This window comes from Streptomyces sp. NBC_00503 (assembly GCF_036346895.1).
GTDB lineage: Bacteria > Actinomycetota > Actinomycetes > Streptomycetales > Streptomycetaceae > Streptomyces.
On the sequence record NZ_CP107855.1, the window covers coordinates 6315437 to 6336092 of the forward strand.

Genomic DNA, 20656 nt, shown 5'->3' on the forward strand with positions numbered 1-20656 from the left:
CCACTGACACCGCCAGAAAGCGCAGGTCACCACAGGTGCGAAGAGAACCGAGGCGCTCTGCGCCTAGAATACAAAAGCCCATTCCTCCCCCGGCGGAGCCCCGAAACATCCTGGGAGAGAGCCTGTGACGTCGAGTTTCGAGTTCTCCGCCTATCCCGTGCCGCGGCTCTCCGATGCCGAGCGCGACTACGCGCTGAGCAAGCTCAGCGAGGGCGCGGCTCAGGGCAAGCTGTCGCACGACACCCTCGTGCGCCGGATCGAACTCGCCCTCGCCGCCCGGCGCTCCGAGGAGCTCGCCGTGCTCACCGCCGACCTCGAGCCGGAGGAGGTCGGCGAGGGCACCTGGACCCGTCGGCTGTTCGGCTGGGTCGGGCGGGCCTCGGCCGTCGGGGTGGGCGTGCGGCGGGCCTGGACCGTGGAGAAGCTGCCCAAGCTGCTGCTCCCGCACCCGAGCGCGGGGGCGTTGCGGATCGGCCGCGATCCGGGCAACGGGCTGCGGCTCAACCACGAGACGGTGTCCCGGGCGCACGCCGAGCTCCGCCTGCGCGACGGGGTGTGGGTGGTCAGGGACCTCGGCTCGACCAACGGGACCACGGTGAACGGGCGTCGGGTGACGGGCTCGGCCGTGGTGCGGGACGGGGACCAGATCGGCTTCGGGCGGATGTCGTTCCGGTTGACGGCGGGCTGAGGCGTCCCGGGCGAGTGGGCCGGACGAGTGGGCCGGGCGAATGAGCCCGGTGGCATCGGGCCGGGCACCCGGGTGGAGCACGCCCGCGCCCCGCGCGTGAGGATGACACCCATGGAACACACGTCCGCGGCGGCTGCCGCACCCGTCGTACGGCCCGCCCGTCCCGAGGACCTGCCCCGGCTGGACGAGCTGATCCGCGAGCACGTCGCGTACGAGAAGTCCGCGCCCCGCCCGGCCGGTCTCGCCGACCGGCTCGGCGCACAGCTCTTCGCCGAAGACGCCCGGCTGTGGGTGCTGCTGGCCGAGACCCCGGACGGCGAAGTCGCCGGGTACGCCGCCTGCTCGGCCGAATTCGCCTTCTGGGACGCCCGGCACTACCTCCACATGGACTGCCTCTACCTCGCCGAGGAAGCTCGCGGCCACGGCCTCGGCGCCGCCCTGATGGAGGGCGTGAAGGGCCTGGCCCGCGAGCTCGGCCTCGGGCACGTCGAGTGGCAGACGCCCGACTGGAACGAGGGCGCGATCCGCTTCTACGACCGGCTCGGGGCCACGGGCCGGGCGAAGCGGAGGTACGCGCTGCCGGTGGAGGGTGCGTGACGGCTGCCGTACGCGGCCGGCCGGCCGGGCCGGCTATCCCGTCGCCGCCACGAGGCGCTCGTAGGCCGCCAGGACGACCCGGGACTGGTGCTCCACCTGGGTGGCCACCGGGACCCAGCGGGCCTGGAAGCGGGCCGCGAACTCCTCGCACCAGCCGGTGACCAGCCGGTCCACGGCCGGCGCGGCCGGATGGCCCTGGGCGCGCAGTACCCGGAGCAGCATCGCGGCGGCACGCAGCGAGAGCCGCCGGCCGAAGGCGTCGATGCTCCCGATGTAAGCCGCCGTGGCCTCGGCCGGAGCTCCGGAGCCCGTCCACTCGACGGTGATCGCGGGGATCAGCGCGAGCGTCCAGTCCACCGCGCGCAGCAGGGCCGCGGCGGCCGGATCCGTACCGCGGACCGCGCCCTCGCGCAGCTCCGCCACGCGCGCGGCGTCGGCGGTCAGCCGGGCGGCGAGCATGCGCAGGGCGCCGCGCGGGTCGGGGTGCGGGGCCGGATCGTCCACCAGGTCCGAGGCCCACATGGGCACTTCGACGATCGCGGTCGTACCGGCGTGGCGGTGCGCGTGGTACCAGGTGCTGAGCCGGGTGTCCTCGGGCTGGAACGCCCCGGCCGCCCCGGCCCCCGGATCGGGCATCACGAAGATCCCCGCCCCGGGGGAGGGCCAGCCGGACGCGTCGGAGGCGCTGGTCTCGACCGGGATGTGCAGCTCGGCGGCCGATTTGCCGAAGGGTTCGGCGAGACCGGGTATGTCCCGGGTGAGCTGGACCCAGGAACCGCCGAGGTCGGTGCCGTGCAGGGAGATCTGCAGGGCGGGCCGCAGTTCGTCGATGAGGCGGGTGAGGGCGAGGGTCTCCGGCGGGAGGCGGTCCGGGGGCAGTAAGGACGGCGCCCACTCGGGCTGTTCGGGGCCGGGGGGCCGGAAGAAGTTCCGGTGGTAGTCGAGGAGCGAGTACGGGCGGGGCGTGCGGTGCAGGGCCGCGCCGTCGGGGTCGGCGCAGAGCAGGAAGTGCCAGGTGGCTGTGGCGGCGGGCTCGCGGATCAGGTGCCGGGCGAGCGCGAGGGCGGTGGCGCCGCCGACGGGTTCGTTGGCGTGCGCACCGGCGACGACGAGCACGTTGCGCGGATCGGCACCGGCGTCCGCTTCTCCGTCCGCTGCTCCGGCCGGTACTCCGTCCGCTTCTCCGTCCGGTTCGGCGGTCGCGGGTCCGACCGAGAGCACCCAGAGCGGCTCCCCGGCCCGGGAGGTACCGGCCTGGCGCAGGCGCACGAGGGCGGGGTGTTCGTCGGCGAGCGCGCGGGCGGCGAGGGCGAGTTCGTGGGGGGTGGGGTAGCACATGTCACGGATGAGGGTCACAGGTGATCCCATTCCCGTGGGGAGCGCCGGATAGCCGTGTTCGGACACGCAGGCGAACACCCCTAGGTCGTCTCTTTCGGATCTTGTCGGTCGGGTCCGCGTCGTCCGGTGCCGTGCCTCGTCGTGCTGCCGGGTCACCCGCGTACTGGACGTACTCGGGTGACCCGGCAGCGCGGCGAGGTGCGGTGCCGGGCGGCGCGGACCAGGCAAGATCCGAAAGAGACGGCCTAGCCCTCCCGGACCAGCAGGGCCACGGGCGCCCGGTCCAGCAGCCCGGCCAGCCGGATCGCGCCCTCGTACGGGGCTTCGCGCGCGGCCCCGAACACCGGCAGCATCCGCCACCTCCCCGCCGGCAGCGCGAGGGCCGTGTCCCGCCAGCCTCCCGCCCCCGCGAGCACGTGCGACAGGCGGGTGGCCACCGCCACCAGGCCGGGGGAGCGGGCGAAGGCCACGCAGTGTTCCGCCGCCGGGCCGCGGGCGGGGAGCGGGGCGTACCCGGCGAACAGCCCGGGACGGCTCCGGCGCAGCCGCAGCAGGGCGGCGGTCAGCGCGAGCTTCTCCTCGGCCGTGCCCCGGGGCGCGGAGCCCGCGTCCAGGCGGGCCAGGGCCTCCCGGGGGAAGACGGCGGGGCGGCGGTTGTCCGGATCGACCAGGGCCCGGTACTCCGTCTCGGCGCCCTGGTAGACCTCCGGCACCCCGGGCATGGCCAGGTGCAGCAGCGCCATGCCGAGCAGGTTGGCGCGGGCCGCCGCCGCCAGCGGTCCGGGCAGCTCCAGGGCGGCCGCCGGGACGTGGCCGGACACCGTGGCCTCGTACGCCGGGTCCTGCTCGGTCCAGCTCGTGTGCAGGGCGGCTTCGCGGACGGCCTTCAGCAGGGCCTGTTCCAGCCGTTCGGCGCGCTCCGGGCCGGCGTCGCCCAGGCCGAGGGCCGTCTGCCGGGCCACCCAGCCGAGTTGGGGATCCGGGCCGGCGGGACCGGACGCGAGGGCCGGGTCCTGCGACAGTGCCGAGATCCGGGCCCGGACGTCCGCGCTGCGCTTGGTGTCGTGCGTGGTCAGGACCGTCCCGGAGCCGGGCCACAGCCGGGCCAGCTCGGCGCAGTACGCGTGGAACTCCGCCACGGTGACGGCCGGGTTCCCGGGATCCCCGCCGACCTCCGTGGCCGACAGGAGCGGTGCGTACCGGTAGAAGGCCCTGTCCTCCAGGGACTTGGCGCGCAGCGCGGCCGAGGTCTGGGCGAAGCGGGCCGCGAAGGCCGGATCCCGCAGCACGAGGTCCCGTACGCCCGCCACCGTGTCCGCGCCGGCCCGCTCGGCGGCCTGCGCGAGGGCGGTGGACGCGAGTTCCGGTTCGCCGGGGTAGGGCCGGTAGACGGGGTAGGCGATCAGCAGTTCCCGTACCGCTGCGGCCAGTTCCGGGCCGGCTAGTCGTTCCAGTGTCGCGAGTTCGGCGGCCAGGTCGCCGGTCAGGACCTCCCGCGCGCTCGACCGGGCGGTCCGCGACCACTCCGGCTGCCCCGTCGACTCCCGGAAATCGGCGGCGAGTCGGGCCGCCCCGGCCGGGTCGGTGAACACCCCGTCCACCTGGTGGAGCGCGTCGTAGCCGGTGGTCCCGGCCACGGGCCAGGCCGTCGGCAGCCGTTCGTGGCGGGCCAGGATCTTCTCGACCACCACCCAGCAGCCCCCGCCGACGGCGGCCCGCAGCCGCCGCAGGTACCCCTCCGGATCCGCCAGGCCGTCCACGTGGTCGATCCGCAGCCCCTCGGCCACCCCGTCCCGGACCAGCTCCAGCACCTTGGCGTGGGTGGCCGCGAAGACCTCGGGATCCTCGACCCGGACCCCGATCAGCTCGGAAATGGTGAAGAAGCGGCGGTAGTTGAGGCCGGTGCGGGCTTCGCGCCAGTGCGCGGGGCGGTACCACTGGGCGGCGAGCAGCTCCGCCGGGTCCAGTTGGGCCGTGCCCTCCCGCAGCGGGAACTCCAGATCCCCGATCCGCAGCACGGCGCCCCGGTCGCCGGGCGGGCCGTCGTCCCGCCCGCCGTCGCGCCCGTCCCGCCCCTCCACCCTGGCCTCCCGCGGGTCCAGGGGCGCCGCGAGCACCGGCAGCATGAGTTTGCCGCCGCCGGCCTCCCAGTCGATGTCGAACCAGCGTGCGTACGGGGAGTGCGGACCCTGGCGTGCCACCTCCCACAGGGGCCGGTTCAGCCGCAGCGGCGCCGGCAGCGCCATGTGGTTCGGCACGATGTCGAGCACCAGCCCGAGCCCGTGCGCGCGGGCCGCGGCGGACAGCTCCCGCAGCCCGTCCTCCCCGCCCAGCTCCGTGCGGACCCGGGTGTGGTCGGTGACGTCGTAGCCGTGGGAGGACCCGGGGACCGCCTCCAGTACGGGGGAGAGGTGCAGGTGCGATACGCCGAGCGAGGCGAGGTACGGTACCGCTGCCCGCGCATCCGTGAAGGTGAACTCGGGGCGGAGTTGGAGTCGGTAGGTCGACGCCGGGGTAAAGGCTGGCGGAATATCAGATTCCGTTAGGCCGAATTCGGGACCGGTGCGCTCGGGCAGGCTCATGAGAACGTACGTACCCAGGATGCGGGATTCCGTGCCATTACCCAATGCATCCGGGTGACTGCGCCGGGTTAACGTTGCTCAAGTGTTTGGAACCGTCAACACCTATCGTCAAGTCATCGCCCTGACCGGGCCCCTTCTCCCGCTCTTCTCCTTCCTCGCCCGACTGCCCGTCGCCATGTCGCAATTCGGCAGCGTTCTGCTCGTCGCCGAGACCAGCGGCTCCCTGGCCACCGCCGGCATAGTCGGCGGCACCCTCTCCGCCGGACAGGTGATCTTCGGGCCCGTCCTCGGACGGCTCGCGGACCGCCACGGACAGCGCCCGGTGGTGCTCGCCGCCGCCGCGGTCAACGCCTGCGCGACCGCCGCCCTCGTGGCCGGGGCACTGACCGGCCTCGCCACCGTCCCGCTCGCCGCGATCGGCGCCGTCACCGGCGCCTCCATACCCCTGATCGGCCCGCTGGCCCGTACCCGCTCCGTGGCCCTGGCCCACCGGGCCAAGGCCGACGAGAGCGTCGTGGGCGCCATCCACTCGCTCGAAGGCACCCTGGACGAGGTCTCCTTCGTCTTCGGACCCGCCCTCGTCGGTCTCGCCACGCTCGTCGCGCACCCGGCCGTCGCCCTCTGCGGCGCGGCCGTACTCGTCGCCGTCTTCGGCGCCGCCTTCGCCCTGCACCCGACCGCCGCCGTCACGGCCGGTGCGCCCGCGAGGCTCCGTACGGACAAGGGCCGGGTCCGGGTCCGGCCGCCGCGCGTCGTCTACTCCGTCCGGGGCTCGCTCGCCCTCCAGGGGGCCATGTTCGGTGGCTGCCAGGCCGGAATCGCCGCCCTCACCGCACAGTTGGGCGTCCCCGGCCAGGCCGGCATCGTGTACGCCTGCATGGGCGTGGTCAGCGCCGTCGTCGGGCTCGCGCTCGGCGCGCTGCCCGCCCGCTTCGGGCTGCGGCTGCGCTGGCGGGTGGCCACCGCCGCCGCGCTCGTGCTCTCCGTGCCGCTGGTCTTCACCGACACCCTGTGGCCGCTGTACGTGGTCGTCACCGTGCTCGGGGCCGCCTACGCCCCGCACCTGATCACCGCCTTCGCCCTCACGGAGCGGGTCGTCGAGCCCTCCCGGCTCGCCGAGTCGATGGCCTTCGCCGCCAGCTCGCTGGTCGCCGGACAGGCCGCCTCGCTGGCCGTCTCCGGGCGGCTCGCCGAGTGGTACGGGCCCTCCGCGGCCTTCGCGGTGGCCGTGGGGGCGGCCGCCCTGTGCCTGACCCTCGCCCTCGTCACCCGGGTGCCCTCCGCCCGCACGCACACCCCGGTGGCCCAGTCCCCGGCCGTCCCCGCGGAATCCGCCGAATCCACCGAATCCGCGACCGCGCAGTCCGCAGCCGCGCGGTCCGGATCCGCCGAACCCGTCCTCGAGGGCGTCGCCTAAGCGGGCCGCTGGAGCACCACCAGACACCGCCCTGTCAGCGTCACCCGGTCACCGGCCGCATACTGCGGCCCGGTGCCGGGTGGCAGTACATCCGCCCGCGCCGTGTCCACGACCAGGCGCCACTGCGCGCCGTGCCCGGCCGGGACCGTGAAGTCCTGTGGTTCCGCACCCGCGTTGAACATCAGCAGGAACGAGTCGTCGGTGATCCGCTCCCCGCGGGAGCCCGGCTCCGAGATCGCCTCCCCGTTCAGGAACACCGCCAGCGCCCGCGCGTGCTGCGCCTGCCAGTCACGGGCCCGCATCTCCTCGCCGTGCGGGGTGAACCAGGCGATGTCCGAGAGGTCGTCGTGCGTCCCCTCCACCGGCCGGCCGTGGAAGAACCGGCGCCGCCGGAACACCGGGTGCTCGCGCCGCAGCCACACCATCCGCCGGGTGAACTCCAGGAGGGCGGGCGCGGGTTTGCCGGGCTCCGGCCACTCCACCCAGGACAGCTCGTTGTCCTGGCAGTAGGCGTTGTTGTTGCCGGCCTGGGTACGGGCGAACTCGTCGCCGTGGCTGATCATCGGCACGCCCTGCGAAAGCATCAGCGTGGCCGCGAAGTTGCGCATCTGCCGCTCGCGCAGCTCCATCGTCTCCGGGTCCTCCGTCGGACCCTCCACCCCGCAGTTCCAGGACCGGTTGTGGGTCTCGCCGTCCCGATTGCCCTCGCGGTTGGCCTCGTTGTGCTTCTCGTTGTACGAGACCAGGTCGTTGAGCGTGAAGCCGTCGTGGCAGGTGGTGAAGTTGATCGACGCCAGCGGGCGCCGCCCGTCGTCCTGGTAGAGGTCGGAGGAGCCCGTGAGGCGCCCCGCGAACTCGGCCAGCGTGCGCGGCTGCCCGCGCCAGAGGTCCCGTACCGTGTCCCGGTACTTCCCGTTCCACTCGGTCCACAGCGGAGGGAAGTTGCCCACCTGGTAGCCGCCCTCGCCCAGGTCCCAGGGCTCCGCGATCAGCTTGACCTGGCTCACCACCGGATCCTGCTGCACCAGGTCGAAGAACGAGGACAGTCGGTCCACCTCGTGGAACTGCCGGGCCAAGGTGGCCGCCAGGTCGAAGCGGAAGCCGTCCACGTGCATCTCGGTGACCCAGTACCGCAGCGAGTCCATGATCAGCTGGAGCACGTGCGGGGAGCGCATCAGCAGCGAGTTCCCGGTCCCGGTGGTGTCCATGTAGTGCCGGGGATCGTCCGCGAGCCGGTAGTACGAGGCGTTGTCGAGCCCGCGGAAGGAGAGGGTCGGGCCCAGGTGGTTGCCCTCGGCGGTGTGGTTGTAGACCACGTCGAGGATCACCTCGATCCCCGCCTCGTGCAGGGCCCGGACCGCCGACTTGAACTCCAGCACCTGCTGGCCGCGGTCGCCGGAGGCGTAGCCGTTGTGCGGGGCGAAGAAGCCGATGGTGTTGTAGCCCCAGTAGTTGCTGAGCCCGTCGTCGACGAGGCGGTGGTCGTTGACGAACTGGTGGACGGGCATCAGCTCCAGCGCGGTGACGCCCAGCTTGGTGAGGTGCCCGATCACGGCCGGGTGGGCCAGCGCCCCGTACGTGCCGCGCAGCTCCTCGGGGAGGTCCGGGTGGCGCATGGTCAGGCCCTTCACGTGGGCCTCGTAGAGCACGGTGTGGTGGTACTCGTGGCGCGGCGGCCGGTCGTTGGCCCAGTCGAAGTACGGGTTGACCACGACCGAGCTCATGCTCTTGGGTGCCGAGTCCAGGTCGTTGCGGGAGTCGGGGCGGCCGAAGTGGTAGCCGTACACCTCCTCGCCCCATTCGACGCTCCCGGCGATGGCCCGCGCGTAGGGGTCCAGGAGCAGTTTCGCCGCGTTGCAGCGGCGGCCGCGCTCGGGCTCGTACGGGCCGTGCACGCGGAACCCGTAGCGCTGGCCGGGCATCACCCCGGGCAGGTAGGCGTGCCGGACGAAGGCGTCGGTCTCGCGCAGTTCGACCGCGGTCTCCGAGCCGTCGTCGTGCAGCAGGCACAGTTCGATGCGGCGGGCGGCTTCCGAGTAAACCGCGAAGTTGGTGCCGGCGCCGTCGTAGGTGGCGCCCAGCGGATAAGCGTGTCCCGGCCAGACCTGCATGGATGGCGACTCTTCCGTTCCGTGTCGGGCTACTGTGCTGGCCTTCTGCGGCGAGGACCACGTCACTGCCAGATCTTCCCCGAAAGAGGGGCCTCACGCGGGGACTTGGGAGGGTCCTACCGGGTGACCCGGAGAGCTGATAAGAGGGTCGGCGGACCGTGGGTACATCGGATGACGGGGACATCGGATAATGGGTCAACGGACAGCCGCTGTACGGACCGTCGGCCCCCATAGGGCTGCAGGGGGCCCTGCGCGCGGAGTACCCTTCCGTGATCACTGGAGACGGGCGTCCAGACGCAGGAGGCGGTGCACGGGTGAGCTCGGGAGGTCTGGAGCTGCCCCCTGGTGACAGCGGTCACGAGGGAGGCCCGGCGGACGCCGCGGGTACGGCGTCGGGAGGGCTGCCCGCCGGAGCGGTGTCGCTGGCCCCGCCGGAGTCCGGGAGGACCGGCCGGGAGCCGGCCGGAGCCGGGACCGGGGCCGAGCTGGACTGGGGCGCGGACGCCTGGAGCGAGGTCCGCACCCGGGCCCAGCGCGCGGGCCGTGCGTACATCTGGCTGAATCTGGTCGAACAGCGGCTGCGGGCGGTGGTCGGGGCCGTGCTCCGGCCTGTCTACGAGCCCGTGCACGGCGGCGGCGGGGACGACTGGGTGGTCGCGGCCGCCGGGCCCGCCGGGCAGGAATGGGTGCAGCGCGCGGTCGCGGTACGGGAGGTCAGCCGGCGCAAGGGCTACCTGCTGGACTCCGCCGACGACAACGTGCTCAGCTTCCTCACCCTGCCGCAGCTGCGCGAGCTGATGGTCCAGCACTGGCCCTGCTTCGAGCCGTACTTCGACGACCGGCGCGACATCGAGCAGGCCCTGGACGAGCTGGAGGTCACCCGCAACGTCGTCTCCCGCAACCGCGCCCTGTCGCGGGCCGTCCTGGAACAGGCCGAGCGGGCCTCCGCGCGGCTGCTGGAGGTACTGGGCGGCGGCGCGGGCTCGCCGTCGGCGGACCGGCTGCCGATCGACGCCGTCGAGGACCTGGTCGGGGACCGGTACGCGGACGTCATCTCCGTCCATCCGGACCGGGTGCGGCTGCAGCGCCAGCTCCCGGCGGAGGACCTGTTCGGCGGTGCGCGCCGGCTCGACGCGATCGGTATAGGCCTCAACCTCCTGGTCCAGAACTTCTCGGGCCGAAGACTCGTACGCCTCGCCGAGGCCGGCTGCCGGGTGCGGCTGCTGTTCCTGAACCCGGCGAGCAGCGCCGTCAAACGGCGCGAGCGGGAGCTCGGACTGCGCAAGGGCGAGCTGAGCCGCTCGGTGGAGATGAACATCCTGCACGTGCGGCGGGTCCGGGCGGGGCTGCGGGACGCCTCCGGCTTCGAGATCCACGTCTTCGACGAGACCCCGCGCTTCACCGCCTACCTGGTGGAGGGCGAGTCCTCGGGCATCGCGGTGGTCCAGTCGTACCTGCGCCGGGCCCGCGGCATGGAGGCCCCCGTCCTGGTCCTGCGCGGCGGCGGTCGTGGCGGCCCGCGCGAGACCGGGCGCGACGGCCGCGACGGTCGCGATGCCGAGCACGGACTCTTCCCGACGTACCGTGAGGAATTCGAGTCGATCTGGCAGGATTCCCGCCCGGTGTCCTGACTGTCAGTGGCCCGTGGCAGGCTGAAAGTCGTTGACCGAAGTACGGGTACGGGTGGGGGAGGGGCACGGGGTGGACTTGCACGGCATGGGGGACTGGCACGGCGGAGTGCTGATCGGGTTCGACCTGGAGACGACTGGTACGGAGCCGGGGGAGTCGCGGATCGTGACGGCCGCGGTGGTCGAGGTGCGGGGCGGCGAGGTGTACGGCCGGCGCACGTGGCTCGCGGATCCCGGGATACCGATCCCGGAACAGGCCTCGGCGATCCACGGCATCAGCACCGAGCGGGCGGTCGCGGAGGGCCGCCCGGTGCGGGAGGTCGCGGACGAGATCGCGGCCGCGCTGGTCGAGCACTGGCGGGCGGGCGCGATCGTCGTCGCCTACAACGCGGCCTTCGACCTGACCCTGCTGACGGCCGAGCTCGCCCGGCACGGACTGCCCTCGCTCGCCGACCGGCTGGGCGGCGCGGAGACCGGGCCCGTGGTGGACCCGCTGACCATAGACCGGGCCGTCGACCGCTACCGGCGCGGCAAGCGCACGCTGGAGGCGGCCTGCGGGGTGTACGGGGTCACCCTCGACGCCGCGCACGACGCCGGGGCGGACGCGCTGGCCGCGGTGGGCGTGGCCCGTGCGATAGCCGCCCGCCACCCGGAGGTGGCAGCCCTCGCCCCCGAAGCCCTGCACGCCCGCCAGGGCGACTGGCACCAGCGCTGGGCCCGGGACTTCCAGGCGTACCTGCGGGGGCAGGGCAGCCCGGACGCGGTGATCGACCCGGCGTGGCCGCTGCGGGGGCTGGTGGCCGCGGGGGCGTGAGCCCAGGTGGCCGCGACCCGTCCCCGGGCGCGGTTCAGCCCCGGCACAGGGCCGTGTCCACGACGTCCTCCAGGCGGGCCGTGACCGCCGGGTCCGCCGGGATCGCGGTCACCGTGACGTGGGCGGCGCGGCCGTCATCGGTGGCTCCGCCCCGGGTCTCGTAGCCCGGGATGTCACCGCCGTGGCCCCAGTAGACACCGCCGCACGACAGCGGCCTGCTCACGATCCCCAGTCCGTAGCCGGCCCCGGAGTCCCCGATGGGGACGGTGGTGCGCATCTGGGCGAGCTGGGCCGCCGGGAGGAGCCGGCCGGCCAGGAGCGCGCCGAAGAACCGGTCGAGGTCGGAGTCGGTGGAGATCAGCTGGCCCGCCGCCCAGCCCGCCGAGGGGTCGATCTCCGTGACCTCCCGCACCGGCGCGCCCGCCGGGTCCCGCTCGTAGCCCTCGGGGTGCGGTTCCCGCAGGGTGGTGTCCCCGGGGTCGGGGAAGTAGGTGTGGCGCAGCCCGATGCGCCGGATGACGCGCTCCTCGATCTCCTGCGCGAGGGGCCGGCCGGTGACCTCCTGGATGATCAGACCGACCACCACGTAGTTCGTGTTGCTGTACTGCCATTTCGTCCCCGGGGCGAAGTCGGCCGTGCGCCGCAGGGCGAGGTCCAGGAGTTCGCGGGGGTCGAAGGACCGGCGCCGGAGCATGTCGTCGCCGACGAGGTCCCCGTAGTCGGGAAGTCCGCTGGTGTGCTGGAGGAGCCGGCGGACGGTGATCCCGCGTCCGTCGATCCCCTCCCCGCGAAGGAGCCCGGGCAGATAGGTGTCGACGGAGGCGTCGAGGTCGAGCCTCCCCTCGCCGACCAGCTGCAAGGCCACCACCGCTGTGAACACCTTGGTGTTGCTGCCGATCCGGACCTGTCCGTCGACCGGCACCCGCGAGCCGGTGGCCAGGTCACCCACCCCCGCGGTGTAGGTACGGGTGCGGCCCTCGCGGTCCTCGACGCTCGCCAGCGCGGCGGGCAGGCCGTCGGAGCGCACCAGCGCGTCCAGGCCCCGCTGCACACCGTCCGGCCCGGCGGCGGATCCGGCGGCGGATGCGGCGGGCGGCGCCAGGACGGCCGTCGTCATGAGGCCCACGGCCACTGCCAAGGCCACCGCGACCGGCCCTGCCTGCTCACGCACGAGCCAACTCCTACGGGGATCTTCGGGACATCAGGGCGTGTTACCGGCGGGCTCTGCCGACTCTGCCGACTCTCGCGGATCCCACCGGTCGCGGTATTCGATGTGGAGCTGGCGTGCGTTGCCGAGGATGCCGTCGAGCGAGTGGAATTCGGTGCAGTAGTGCCCGTAGCCGCTGGAACCTGCCCCGTGCCCGGGACCGTACAGGGCGACGTCGAAGAAGCGACGGGCGGTCTCCCGGAACAGCTTCGCGCTGCCGGTCATGAAGAGGGTGTCGGCGTGGAGGTGCTGGTGGAACAGGTCCCGGTTCTCGGCGTGGTGGCGTACCCCCGGATCGGCGGACCCGGCTTCGGAGCAGGGCGCGGGAGCGGGCGGCGACACGGTCTGCGCGCGGCCCGGACCCAGCCGTGCGCGCAGCTCCTTCCAGCGCGAGGGCCTGTCGTCACATTGCCGTCGTCGCCCGAAGGGCGGCCCCGCGGGGTCTGGTGCGTGCTCTCGGCGTGCCGGGCGGAAGCCCTCGTACTGGACGTACCAGGGCTTGCGCCCGGTACGGCGAGAGTGCGTGCCAGGCGCCGCGGGGCAGACGGCAATGTGACGACAGGCCCTCGGGGCGGGAACCGCAGCGAGTGGTGCAGCAGGACGAGGTCGAGCTGCCGCCTGCCGGGATCCAGCGGATCGGACCCGGGATCCGTGTTGGTCCGGATCGGCAGGTGGATCAGCGAGCGCGGGGAGGAGGCGGCCATCGACCACAGCCCGGCGGTGAGCCGTGCGGCATGCCGGTCGAGATGGAAGTCCAGGAACCGGTCGCGGTCGACGAGCACTGCGCGGGCCGGCGGCCGGGCCGGGCGGATGACCTTGAACTCCGCCCGACCGAGCCGGGCCTGATGAATGGTGACGGGGATGTTCATATGCGGGAATTGATACGTCAGCCCTAGAACGGGTGCCAGCGGGTTTCCGTGTCGCCCTCGCGCAGGGAGTCGACCCGGCGGCGGAACTCGGCCAGGGCCTTCGGGTTGGTCGGGGCGTGCTGGGAGACCCAGGCGCAGCTGGCCGTTTCGCGGGCGCCGCGCAGGACCGCGCAGCCCTCCCATGAGCGCACGTCCCACCCGTACGCGGCGGCGAACGCTTCGTAGGACCCGGCGGGCAGGCCGTAGCGGTCGCGGGACAGGGCCATCACCACCAGGTCGTGTTCGCGCAGGTCGAAGGAGACCGTCTCCAGGTCGACCAGGAACGGCCCGTCCGCGCCCACGTGGACGTTGCGCGGCAGCGCGTCGCCGTGGATCGGGCCCGGTGCCAGGTGGGGGGTGAGGGCGGCGACCTCGGAGGCGTAGCCGTCGCGGCGGGCCCGCAGGTACTGCGCGTCCGCCGGGTCGATCGCCCCGCCCGCGAGCCGGAGCCAGCGCTCGACCCCGCCCAGCAGATCCCGCGGGGGCAGTACGAAGGGGGGCGCGGGCAGGGCGTGGATCCGGCGCAGCAGTACCGCGAGGTCCTCGGGGCCGGCGGGGCGGACCGCGTCGGGGAGCCGGTGCCACACCGTCACCGGGTGCCCGTCGACCAGCCGGGGCTCCGGCTCGGCCGCGCGGACCGCCGGGACCCCGGACTCCGCGAGCCAGCCCGCCACCGCGAGCTCCAGCTCGGCGCGGGGCAGCAGGGCCGCTTCCCGGCCGACCTTGGCGACGAGGCCGTCGCCGAGCGCGAAGACGGCATTCTCGCCGAGGGCCAGCAGCTCGGGGGATTCGGCCCGTGCGGCGAGGCCCGCCGCCGTCAGTGCGTCCCTGGCCTGCGCCTCGTCCATGCCGTTCTCCGCCGTTCTCCGCCGTCCGTCCCGGTGCTCCGGGCGTCCCGGGGGCTCGGTGGAGCCCCCGGGGTGATCGTGATGCGCCCAGTTTCGCACCCGGCCGATCCCTTTCCGGTTGAACGAGACGTCTCGTCTCGTTATGGTGGAGGCATGACCTCAGCCCACGGCCTGCCGGGCCGGCCCGCCCACATCGCCATGTTCTCCATCGCCGCCGCCGGTCACGTGAATCCGAGCATCGAAGTGATCCGGGAACTCGTCGCCCGCGGCCACCGCGTCAGCTACGCCGTCCCCGCCGCCTACGCGGACAAGATCGCCGAGACCGGGGCCACCCCGGTGATCTGGAACTCCACCCTCCCCACCGAGGACGAACCCGAGGCCTGGGGCGCCGAACTCATCGACAACATCGAGCCCTTCCTCACCGACGCCGTCCAAGCGCTTCCGCAACTGGCGGCCGCCTTCAATGGCGACGAGCCGGACCTCGTCCTCCACGACATCACCGCCTACCCGGCGATCGTCCTCGCCCACCGCTGGGGGGTCCCCGCCGTCTCCCTCTCCCCGAACCTGGTCGCCTGGACCGGCTACGAGGAGGAGGTCGCCGAGCCGTTGTTCGCCGGACTGCGCGCCTCCGAGCGCGGGAAGGCGTACTACGCCCGCTTCCGCTCCTGGCTCGACGAGAACGGCATCGACGAGGACAGCGACCGGTTCGTCGGCCGGCCCCGCCGCAGCCTCGTACTCATCCCGCGCGCCCTCCAGCCGCACGCCGACCGGGTCGACGAAGCCGTGTACACCTTCGTCGGGGCCTGCCAGGGCGACCGCAGCGCCACCCAGGGGACGTGGCGGAGCCCGGCGCGGGCCGAAGGCAAGAAGATCCTCCTGGTCTCCCTCGGCTCCACCTTCACCAAGCAGCCCGCCTTCTACCGCGCCTGCCTGGAGGCCTTCCGGGACCTGCCCGACTGGCACGTGGTGCTCCAGATCGGCAAGTTCACCGACGAGGCCGAGCTCGGCGAGATCCCCGCCAACGCCGAAGTCCACCGCTGGGTTCCCCAACTCGACATCCTGCACCGGGCCGACGCCTTCATCACCCACGCGGGCGCGGGCGGCAGCCAGGAGGGACTGGCCACCGGCACCCCGATGGTCGCGGTCCCGCAGGCCGTCGACCAGTTCGGCAACGCCGACATGCTGGCCGCCCTCGGCGTGGCCCGGCACCTCCCGATGGCCGAGGCCGACGCCGCCACCCTGCGCAAGGCCGTCCTCACCCTGGTCGCCGACCCGGAGGTGGCGGCGCGGGCGGAGGCGATCCGCGCACAGATGGCCACCGAGGGCGGCACGCGGCGGGCTGCGGACCTGATCGAGGCCGAACTGGCGGAAGGGACCGCGTCAGCCGACGGGACCCCATCAGCCGAAAGGACCCCATCAGCCGCAGAGGCCGGAATGTCATAGGGCCGCCCTATCGTTCGGGCATGACCATTCGGAAGTACGCGGCGCTGCTGCGCGGCATCAACGTCGGCGGGAACAAGAAGGTCCCGATGGCCGAACTCAGGACGGTCCTGGCCGGCCTCGGCCATACGGACGTGGAGACGTACCTACAGAGCGGCAACGCCGTCTTCGCCACCGCGTCGAAGAAGACCCCCGAGGACCTCGCCCGCGAGCTGGAGGCCGCCATCGAGGCCCACTTCGGCTTCCGGGTCCCCTGCCTCGTGGTCGACGGGCCCTACCTGCGCGCCGTGGCCGACGCCTGCCCCTTCCCGGCCGCCGAACTCGAAGGCAAGCAGCTCCACGCCACCTTCTGCTCGGAGCAGCCCGCCGAGTCCCGCTTCGCCTCGATCGACGGACCCGCGTACCTCCCGGAGGAGTACCGCGTCGGCGACCGGGTGATCTACCTCTACGCCCCGAACGGCCTCGGCCGCTCGAAACTGGGCGAAGCACTCGCGAAGCCGGCCGTGGTGAAGGGCCTCGACGTCACGTCCCGCAACTGGAACACGGTCGCCAAGCTCGTCGAACTGACCGGGGCCTGAGGGGGTGTTCCCCGTCGGTCCCGTAGGCCCGGTCGGCCCGGGCTCACGGTACGAGGACGACCTTGCCCCGGATCCGTCCTGCCTCGCCGAGGCGGTGGACATCGGCGAGGTCGGACAGCGGACGTGACGCGCTGATGTCCACGGTGACCGTGCCCGCGTCGACGAGGGCCACCAGCGCGGCCAGCTGCGCCGGGTCGTTGCGGGCGACCATGTGCATCGCGCTCACGCCGGAGGCGGCCGGCGGCTCCAGCGGGGTCGCGATCGAGACGATCCGTCCGCCGGGCCGTACCAGGGAGGCCAGGGCGGCGGAGTCCGGCGGGCTCAGCGGGACCAGGTTCAGCAGCGTGTCCACCGGACCGTCGAGCGCGCCGCCCACCGGCCCGGCGGTGTAGTCGACCACCTCGTCGGCCCCCTGCCGCCGGACCGCCGCGGCGCTGCGGGCACTGGCCGTGGCGTGCGCGAGGGGCAGCGAGGCGGGCGCCGCGACCAGCGTGGCGACGGGGGCCCGTACGTACTGCGCGGCCCCGCCCGCATCGTCGAGCCGGCCGATGACACGGTCCCCGACCGCGAACCCCCGTGCCCCCGGGTCGACTTCGGCGACCGTCCCGGCCACGTCCCAGCCGAGGGTGTAGGGAAGCTCCACGGGCAGGAACGCCTGCAACAGCCCGCCGCGCAGGGCGGCTTCGGTGGGATTGAACGAGGTCGCGGCGACCCGGAGCGCACGTACGGTGGCACGCGCCGTGGGCGCAGGAGTTCGCCACCGTTCCGGGATCCGCGGGGTTCCAGGTGGTGCTCCAGGGCCACTGCTGGCTGCTGGAGCCCGGTGCGGACCTCCTCCGACTCGGCGCGGGCGACGTGCTGTTCATGCCCCGCGGCCATGGCCACACCCTGGCCGACAGCCCCGCCACCCCGGCACCGGTGACCCTTTGCGGACCCGACGGCCCCCTGCCGTCCGGGCCCTACGCCTCCGACAGCGTCGACCGCTCCGGGGCGCAGGGCCCGGTCACGGCACTGCTCTGCGGGACCTACCGGCTCGACCCGGACCGCGCCCACCCGCTGCTGCACACCCTGCCCGACCGCATCCACCTTCCCGCGAACGAGGGCCGCCACCGGGAACTGCGCTCGGCCGTGGGGCTCCTGGCCGCCGAGCTGGACGACCGCCGCCTGGGCATGGACGCGGTCGTCCCGGCGCTCCTGGACACCCTGCTGCTGTACATCCTGCGCATCTGGTTCGCCGAACAGCTCGCCCGCGGGAACACCACCGGCTGGGCCGCAGCCCTCAACGACACCTGCGTCACCGCCGCCCTGGCCGCCATCCACCGGGAGCCGGCGGCCCCGTGGACGGTGGCGGCGCTCGCCGCCGAAGCCGGTCTCTCCCGGGCGGCGTTCGCCAGACGCTTCGCGGCACTGGTCGGGCGGCCGCCCCTCGGCTACCTGACCTGGTGGCGGATGACCACGGCGGCCCGCCTGCTGCGGGCCTCCAAGGCGCCGTTGAGATCCATCGCGGTCCAGGTGGGCTACGCCTCCGAGTTCGCCTTCGCCGACGCGTTCAAGCGCATGTACGGCATGCCGCCCGGCGCGTACCGGCGCGGGAACTGAACCCGGTGCCCCGGCCAGCCCGTCCGCCTCTCAGCCCGCCAGCCCGTCCAGCAGGGCCATTTCGCGCGCGGTCAGGTGGATGGTGGTCGCGTCCAGGTTCTCCGCCAGGTGGGCCGGGGAGCCGGTGCCCGGGGTAGGGCAGAGGACCGGGGAGTGGTGGAGCAGCCAGGCCAGGGCGATCTGGCCGGTGGACGCGCCGTGCTCGGCGGCCACCGCCGTCAGCGCTGCCGCGCTCCCGCTGGTCAGGGCGCCGCTGCCCAGCGGGTAGTAGGGGAGGAAGGCGATGCCGCGCTCCTCGCAGAGGGTGAGGAGCTCCGCCGAGGCGCGGTCGAGCAGGTTGTACGGGTTCTGGACACTCGCCACCGGGACCACCGCGAGGGCTTCGCGCAGCTGCTGCGCCGTCACCGTGTTCAGCCCGATGTGGCGGATCTTCCCCTCCGCCCGGAGCTCGGCCAGCGCGCCCAGCTGCTCCGCCATCGGGACGGCGGGGTCGAAGCGGTGCAGCTGGTAGAGGTCGATCCGGTCCAGGCGCAGCCTGCCCAGGCTCGCCTCGCACATGGCCCGGAGCTCCTGCGGGCGGCCCGCCACGTGCCACTGGTCGGGCCCCGTGCGCACCACTCCGCCCTTGGTGGAGACCACCAGCCCCTCCGGGTACGGGTGGAGGGCCTCGGCGACCAGCTCCTCGGCGAGGCCGGGGCCGTAGTTGTCGGCGGTGTCGATCAGGGTGACCCCGCGCTCCACGGCCGCGCGCAGCACCGTACGGGCTTCGGCACGGCTGCCGCGCGGGCCCCAGTAGCCGGCGCCGACCAGGCCGCCGGTGCCGAGCCCGAGGCGGCGCAGGGGCAGGTCCCCGCCGAGGGTGAACATCTCATCCACGTCAACAGACATGGCCCGACCGTAGCCCAGGGCCGTGGATGTGCCACGCTCGTGGGCATGCGTTACATCATCATCGGCGCCGGGGCGATCGGCGCGACCATCGGCGGACGGCTCGCGGACTCCGGCAGCGAGGTCGTCCTCGTCGCGCGGGGCGCCCACCAGGAGGCCCTCCGGGCGGACGGGCTGCGGCTCACGACGGCGGACGGGGAACGGGTGCACCGGCTGCCCGTGGTCGGCGGACCGGGAGAGCTGGGCGAACTGCGGTCGGACGACGTCCTGTTGCTGACGGTCAAGACCCAGGACGCGATCGCCGCGCTCGACGCGTGGGGCGACGCCGAGGTCGCGGGCGGCGGCACCGCGGCCCAGCGGCTGCCGGTGCTGTGCGCGCAGAACGGCGTGGAGAGCGAACGCCTCGCCCTACGGCGCTTCGCGCGCGTGTACGGGGTCTGCGTGTGGCTGCCGGCGACGTTCCTGGAGCCCGGGACCGTGTCCGCACTGTGTGCCCCGCTGACCGGGATCCTGCACATCGGGCGCGCCGCCGGCGGCCCGGCGGACGGCAAGGCCCGGCGGATCGCCGCCGACCTGGAGAAGGCGGGCTTCGAGGCGCCGGTCGTCGACGACGTGATGCGGTGGAAGTACGCGAAGCTGCTGGGCAACCTGGGCAACGCGATCCAGGCGACGACGGGACCGGAGCCGGAACCTGCGAAGGGCGCGCTGCTGCTGCGGGCGATCCGCGAGGGCAAGGCCGTGTACGCGGCGGCGGGGATCTCTTTTGCTTCGGAGGCCGAGCAGTCCGCGGCGCGCGACGGCAAGGTGGACCAGCCGGCCGGGGTGCGGGGCGGGTCGTCGTGGCAGTCGCTGGCGCGGGGGACGGGGTCGGTCGAAGCCGACTATCTCAACGGGGAGATCACGCTGCTCGGGCGGCTTCATGGGGTGGCCACCCCCGTGAACGACACGTTGCGGCACGCGGCCAATATCTTTGCCCGGGAGGGCCTGCCGCCTGGTGCGATGTCCATCGAGGACCTGACGGCCCTGGCCGACGAGGCGCTGGCGCGGGCCTGAGCCGCTGCGCGGAGCGGTCCCCTACCCGCCCTTCCACCATCCCCCAGACTCCGTCCGGGGGGACCCCCAGCCGGGCTCTGCCCGGACCCGGTCCTCAAACGCCGGACGGCTGAAAGATCCAGCCCGCCGGCGTTTGAGGCGCGGGGTCTGGGGCGGAGCCCCAGGGAGCAGGCTCCGCGCAGCGGCTACGCCGAAAGGGCCGGGAGCCGGGCCGGGGCTGCGGTGGCTGCGTCGTACCGGCGGAGCAGCAGGCGGGCCAGTTCCGGGGAAGGGCCCAGGACGGCGGAGACCACGTCCGCGCCCGCGGCTTCGGCGCCGGCCGCGATGCGGTCCGGGAGCCGGCCGGGGGCGATCACGTACGGGGCCACCGCGATCCGGCGGACGCCCTCCGCGCGCAGTGCACGGACGGCGTCCTCCGTCCGGGGGAGAACAGCGGAGGCGAACGCAGGCCGCACGGCGCACCAACCGGTGTGCCGCCACTCCCGCGCGATTTCAGCGATCACTGCGATCGCCTCCGGGTCCGAGGAACCGGCGGACGCGAGCACCACACCGGTGGTGGCGCGGTCCGCCGGGGTGAGGCCGGCTTCCCACAGGCGCCGCTCCAGGTTCGCGAGCAGCAGCGGGGAAGGGCCGAGTACGTCCGCGATGCGGATGGAGAGGTCCGGCAGGTGGGATCCGGCTCCCGCGAGCACCGCCGGGATGTCGGACTTCGCGTGGAACGCCCGCGTCAGGAGCAGCGGCAGGGCCACGATCTCCCGTACGCCCGACAGGTAGAGGGAGGCCACCACCTGGTCGACGGTCGGGGTGTCGAAGTCCAGGAAGGCCGTTTCCACGCGAAGTCCCGGCCGCAGCGCCCGTACCCGCCCGGTGAGGGCGTGCACGGTGGCCGCGTGCCGCGGATCGCGGCTGCCGTGGGCTATGACCAGCAGGGCAGGCGAGTGCGTGGAGTGCGCGTGCACGGTG

General features: G+C 73.7%; 16 protein-coding genes and 2 pseudogenes. 9 read left to right on the top strand and 9 right to left on the bottom strand.

What is annotated here, in order from left to right; all coding sequences use genetic code 11:
- Positions 1-124 precede the first annotated feature (124 nt).
- Both OG490_RS29015 and OG490_RS29020 read left to right on the top strand, forming a co-directional pair.
- Positions 125-688 (top strand): DUF1707 and FHA domain-containing protein, encoded by a 564-nt coding sequence (locus OG490_RS29015; RefSeq protein ID WP_330299215.1) that lies wholly within the window; start codon positions 125-127, stop codon positions 686-688.
- A 111-nt stretch (positions 689-799) separates the two neighbouring features.
- Positions 800-1285 carry a GNAT family N-acetyltransferase gene (locus tag OG490_RS29020; protein ID WP_330299216.1) on the top strand — a complete coding sequence of 162 codons (486 nt, stop codon included), beginning with the start codon at positions 800-802 and terminating at the stop codon, positions 1283-1285.
- Positions 1286-1318: 33 nt separating this feature from the next.
- Here the strand turns inward: OG490_RS29020 and OG490_RS29025 are convergent, their stop codons facing one another.
- On the bottom strand, positions 1319-2641 hold the full coding sequence (locus OG490_RS29025) for a M14 family zinc carboxypeptidase (protein WP_330299217.1): 1323 nt from the start codon (positions 2639-2641) through the stop codon (positions 1319-1321).
- Positions 2642-2868: 227 nt separating this feature from the next.
- Positions 2869-5205: a malto-oligosyltrehalose synthase gene (treY, locus tag OG490_RS29030; RefSeq protein ID WP_330299218.1), complete on the bottom strand. Its 2337-nt coding sequence runs from the start codon at positions 5203-5205 to the stop codon at positions 2869-2871.
- A gap of 82 nt (positions 5206-5287) precedes the next feature.
- Here treY and OG490_RS29035 point away from each other — a divergent pair, with 82 nt between their 5' ends.
- A complete protein-coding gene (locus OG490_RS29035; protein ID WP_330299219.1) occupies positions 5288-6622 on the top strand; it encodes an MFS transporter in 1335 nt (444 codons plus the stop codon).
- Here the strand turns inward: OG490_RS29035 and glgX are convergent.
- Entirely contained in the window at positions 6619-8733 is a 2115-nt protein-coding gene (gene glgX / locus OG490_RS29040; protein ID WP_330299220.1) for a glycogen debranching protein GlgX, read from the bottom strand. The two genes, OG490_RS29035 and glgX, sit on opposite strands and share 4 nt — an antisense overlap.
- A gap of 314 nt (positions 8734-9047) precedes the next feature.
- Here glgX and OG490_RS29045 point away from each other — a divergent pair, with 314 nt between their 5' ends.
- Positions 9048-10364 carry an SAV2148 family HEPN domain-containing protein gene (locus OG490_RS29045; RefSeq protein ID WP_330299221.1) on the top strand — a complete coding sequence of 439 codons (1317 nt, stop codon included), beginning with the start codon at positions 9048-9050 and terminating at the stop codon, positions 10362-10364.
- Between the two features lie 85 nt (positions 10365-10449).
- Entirely contained in the window at positions 10450-11175 is a 726-nt protein-coding gene (locus tag OG490_RS29050) for an exonuclease domain-containing protein (protein WP_330301112.1), read from the top strand.
- 34 nt (positions 11176-11209) lie between these two features.
- Here OG490_RS29050 and OG490_RS29055 read toward each other — a convergent pair whose 3' ends face one another.
- The 3 genes from OG490_RS29055 to OG490_RS29065 all read right to left on the bottom strand — a co-directional run bounded on the left by OG490_RS29055 (position 11210) and on the right by OG490_RS29065 (position 14138).
- Entirely contained in the window at positions 11210-12292 is a 1083-nt protein-coding gene (locus OG490_RS29055) for a serine hydrolase domain-containing protein (protein WP_330301113.1), read from the bottom strand.
- Between the two features lie 84 nt (positions 12293-12376).
- A complete protein-coding gene (locus OG490_RS29060; protein WP_330299222.1) occupies positions 12377-12724 on the bottom strand; it encodes a hypothetical protein in 348 nt (115 codons plus the stop codon).
- Between the two features lie 550 nt (positions 12725-13274).
- Entirely contained in the window at positions 13275-14138 is an 864-nt protein-coding gene (locus OG490_RS29065) for a phosphotransferase enzyme family protein (RefSeq protein ID WP_330299223.1), read from the bottom strand.
- A gap of 106 nt (positions 14139-14244) precedes the next feature.
- Between OG490_RS29065 and mgt the strand changes: the two are divergent.
- Positions 14245-15581: pseudogene (gene mgt / locus OG490_RS29070) on the top strand (macrolide-inactivating glycosyltransferase).
- A 20-nt stretch (positions 15582-15601) separates the two neighbouring features.
- Positions 15602-16156, top strand: coding sequence for a DUF1697 domain-containing protein (locus OG490_RS29075; protein ID WP_330299225.1), 555 nt, complete (start codon positions 15602-15604; stop codon positions 16154-16156).
- Between the two features lie 43 nt (positions 16157-16199).
- Here OG490_RS29075 and OG490_RS29080 read toward each other — a convergent pair whose 3' ends face one another.
- Positions 16200-16817 carry a zinc-binding dehydrogenase gene (locus OG490_RS29080; RefSeq protein ID WP_443065889.1) on the bottom strand — a complete coding sequence of 206 codons (618 nt, stop codon included), beginning with the start codon at positions 16815-16817 and terminating at the stop codon, positions 16200-16202.
- Positions 16818-16855: 38 nt separating this feature from the next.
- Between OG490_RS29080 and OG490_RS39240 the strand changes: the two are divergent.
- A pseudogene (locus OG490_RS39240) lies at positions 16856-17755 on the top strand (AraC family transcriptional regulator); the annotation flags it as partial.
- Positions 17756-17785: 30 nt separating this feature from the next.
- Here the strand turns inward: OG490_RS39240 and OG490_RS29095 are convergent.
- Positions 17786-18643: an aldo/keto reductase gene (locus OG490_RS29095; RefSeq protein ID WP_330299226.1), complete on the bottom strand. Its 858-nt coding sequence runs from the start codon at positions 18641-18643 to the stop codon at positions 17786-17788.
- A 45-nt stretch (positions 18644-18688) separates the two neighbouring features.
- On the opposite strand from OG490_RS29095, the gene OG490_RS29100 reads away from it, so the two are divergent.
- Positions 18689-19693: a ketopantoate reductase family protein gene (locus tag OG490_RS29100; RefSeq protein ID WP_330299227.1), complete on the top strand. Its 1005-nt coding sequence runs from the start codon at positions 18689-18691 to the stop codon at positions 19691-19693.
- 185 nt (positions 19694-19878) lie between these two features.
- Here the strand turns inward: OG490_RS29100 and OG490_RS29105 are convergent, their stop codons facing one another.
- The gene (locus tag OG490_RS29105) at positions 19879-20652 is read right to left on the bottom strand and encodes a sirohydrochlorin chelatase (RefSeq protein ID WP_330299228.1); all 774 of its coding nucleotides are present in this window, start codon (positions 20650-20652) and stop codon (positions 19879-19881) included.
- Positions 20653-20656: the final 4 nt, after the last annotated feature.

What these genes read in the sequence shown, in the direction of transcription:
- treY (WP_330299218.1), bottom strand. Translation starts at nt 5,205, where the DNA reads ATGAGCCTGCCCGAGCGCACCGGTCCCGAATTCGGCCTAACGGAATCT.
- OG490_RS29050 (WP_330301112.1), top strand. Translation starts at nt 10,450, where the DNA reads ATGGGGGACTGGCACGGCGGAGTGCTGATCGGGTTCGACCTGGAGACG.
- OG490_RS29100 (WP_330299227.1), top strand. Translation starts at nt 18,689, where the DNA reads ATGCGTTACATCATCATCGGCGCCGGGGCGATCGGCGCGACCATCGGC.
- OG490_RS29065 (WP_330299223.1), bottom strand. Translation starts at nt 14,138, where the DNA reads ATGGACGAGGCGCAGGCCAGGGACGCACTGACGGCGGCGGGCCTCGCC.
- OG490_RS29095 (WP_330299226.1), bottom strand. Translation starts at nt 18,643, where the DNA reads ATGTCTGTTGACGTGGATGAGATGTTCACCCTCGGCGGGGACCTGCCC.
- glgX (WP_330299220.1), bottom strand. Translation starts at nt 8,733, where the DNA reads ATGCAGGTCTGGCCGGGACACGCTTATCCGCTGGGCGCCACCTACGAC.
- OG490_RS29055 (WP_330301113.1), bottom strand. Translation starts at nt 12,292, where the DNA reads ATGACGACGGCCGTCCTGGCGCCGCCCGCCGCATCCGCCGCCGGATCC.
- OG490_RS29075 (WP_330299225.1), top strand. Translation starts at nt 15,602, where the DNA reads ATGACCATTCGGAAGTACGCGGCGCTGCTGCGCGGCATCAACGTCGGC.
- OG490_RS29020 (WP_330299216.1), top strand. Translation starts at nt 800, where the DNA reads ATGGAACACACGTCCGCGGCGGCTGCCGCACCCGTCGTACGGCCCGCC.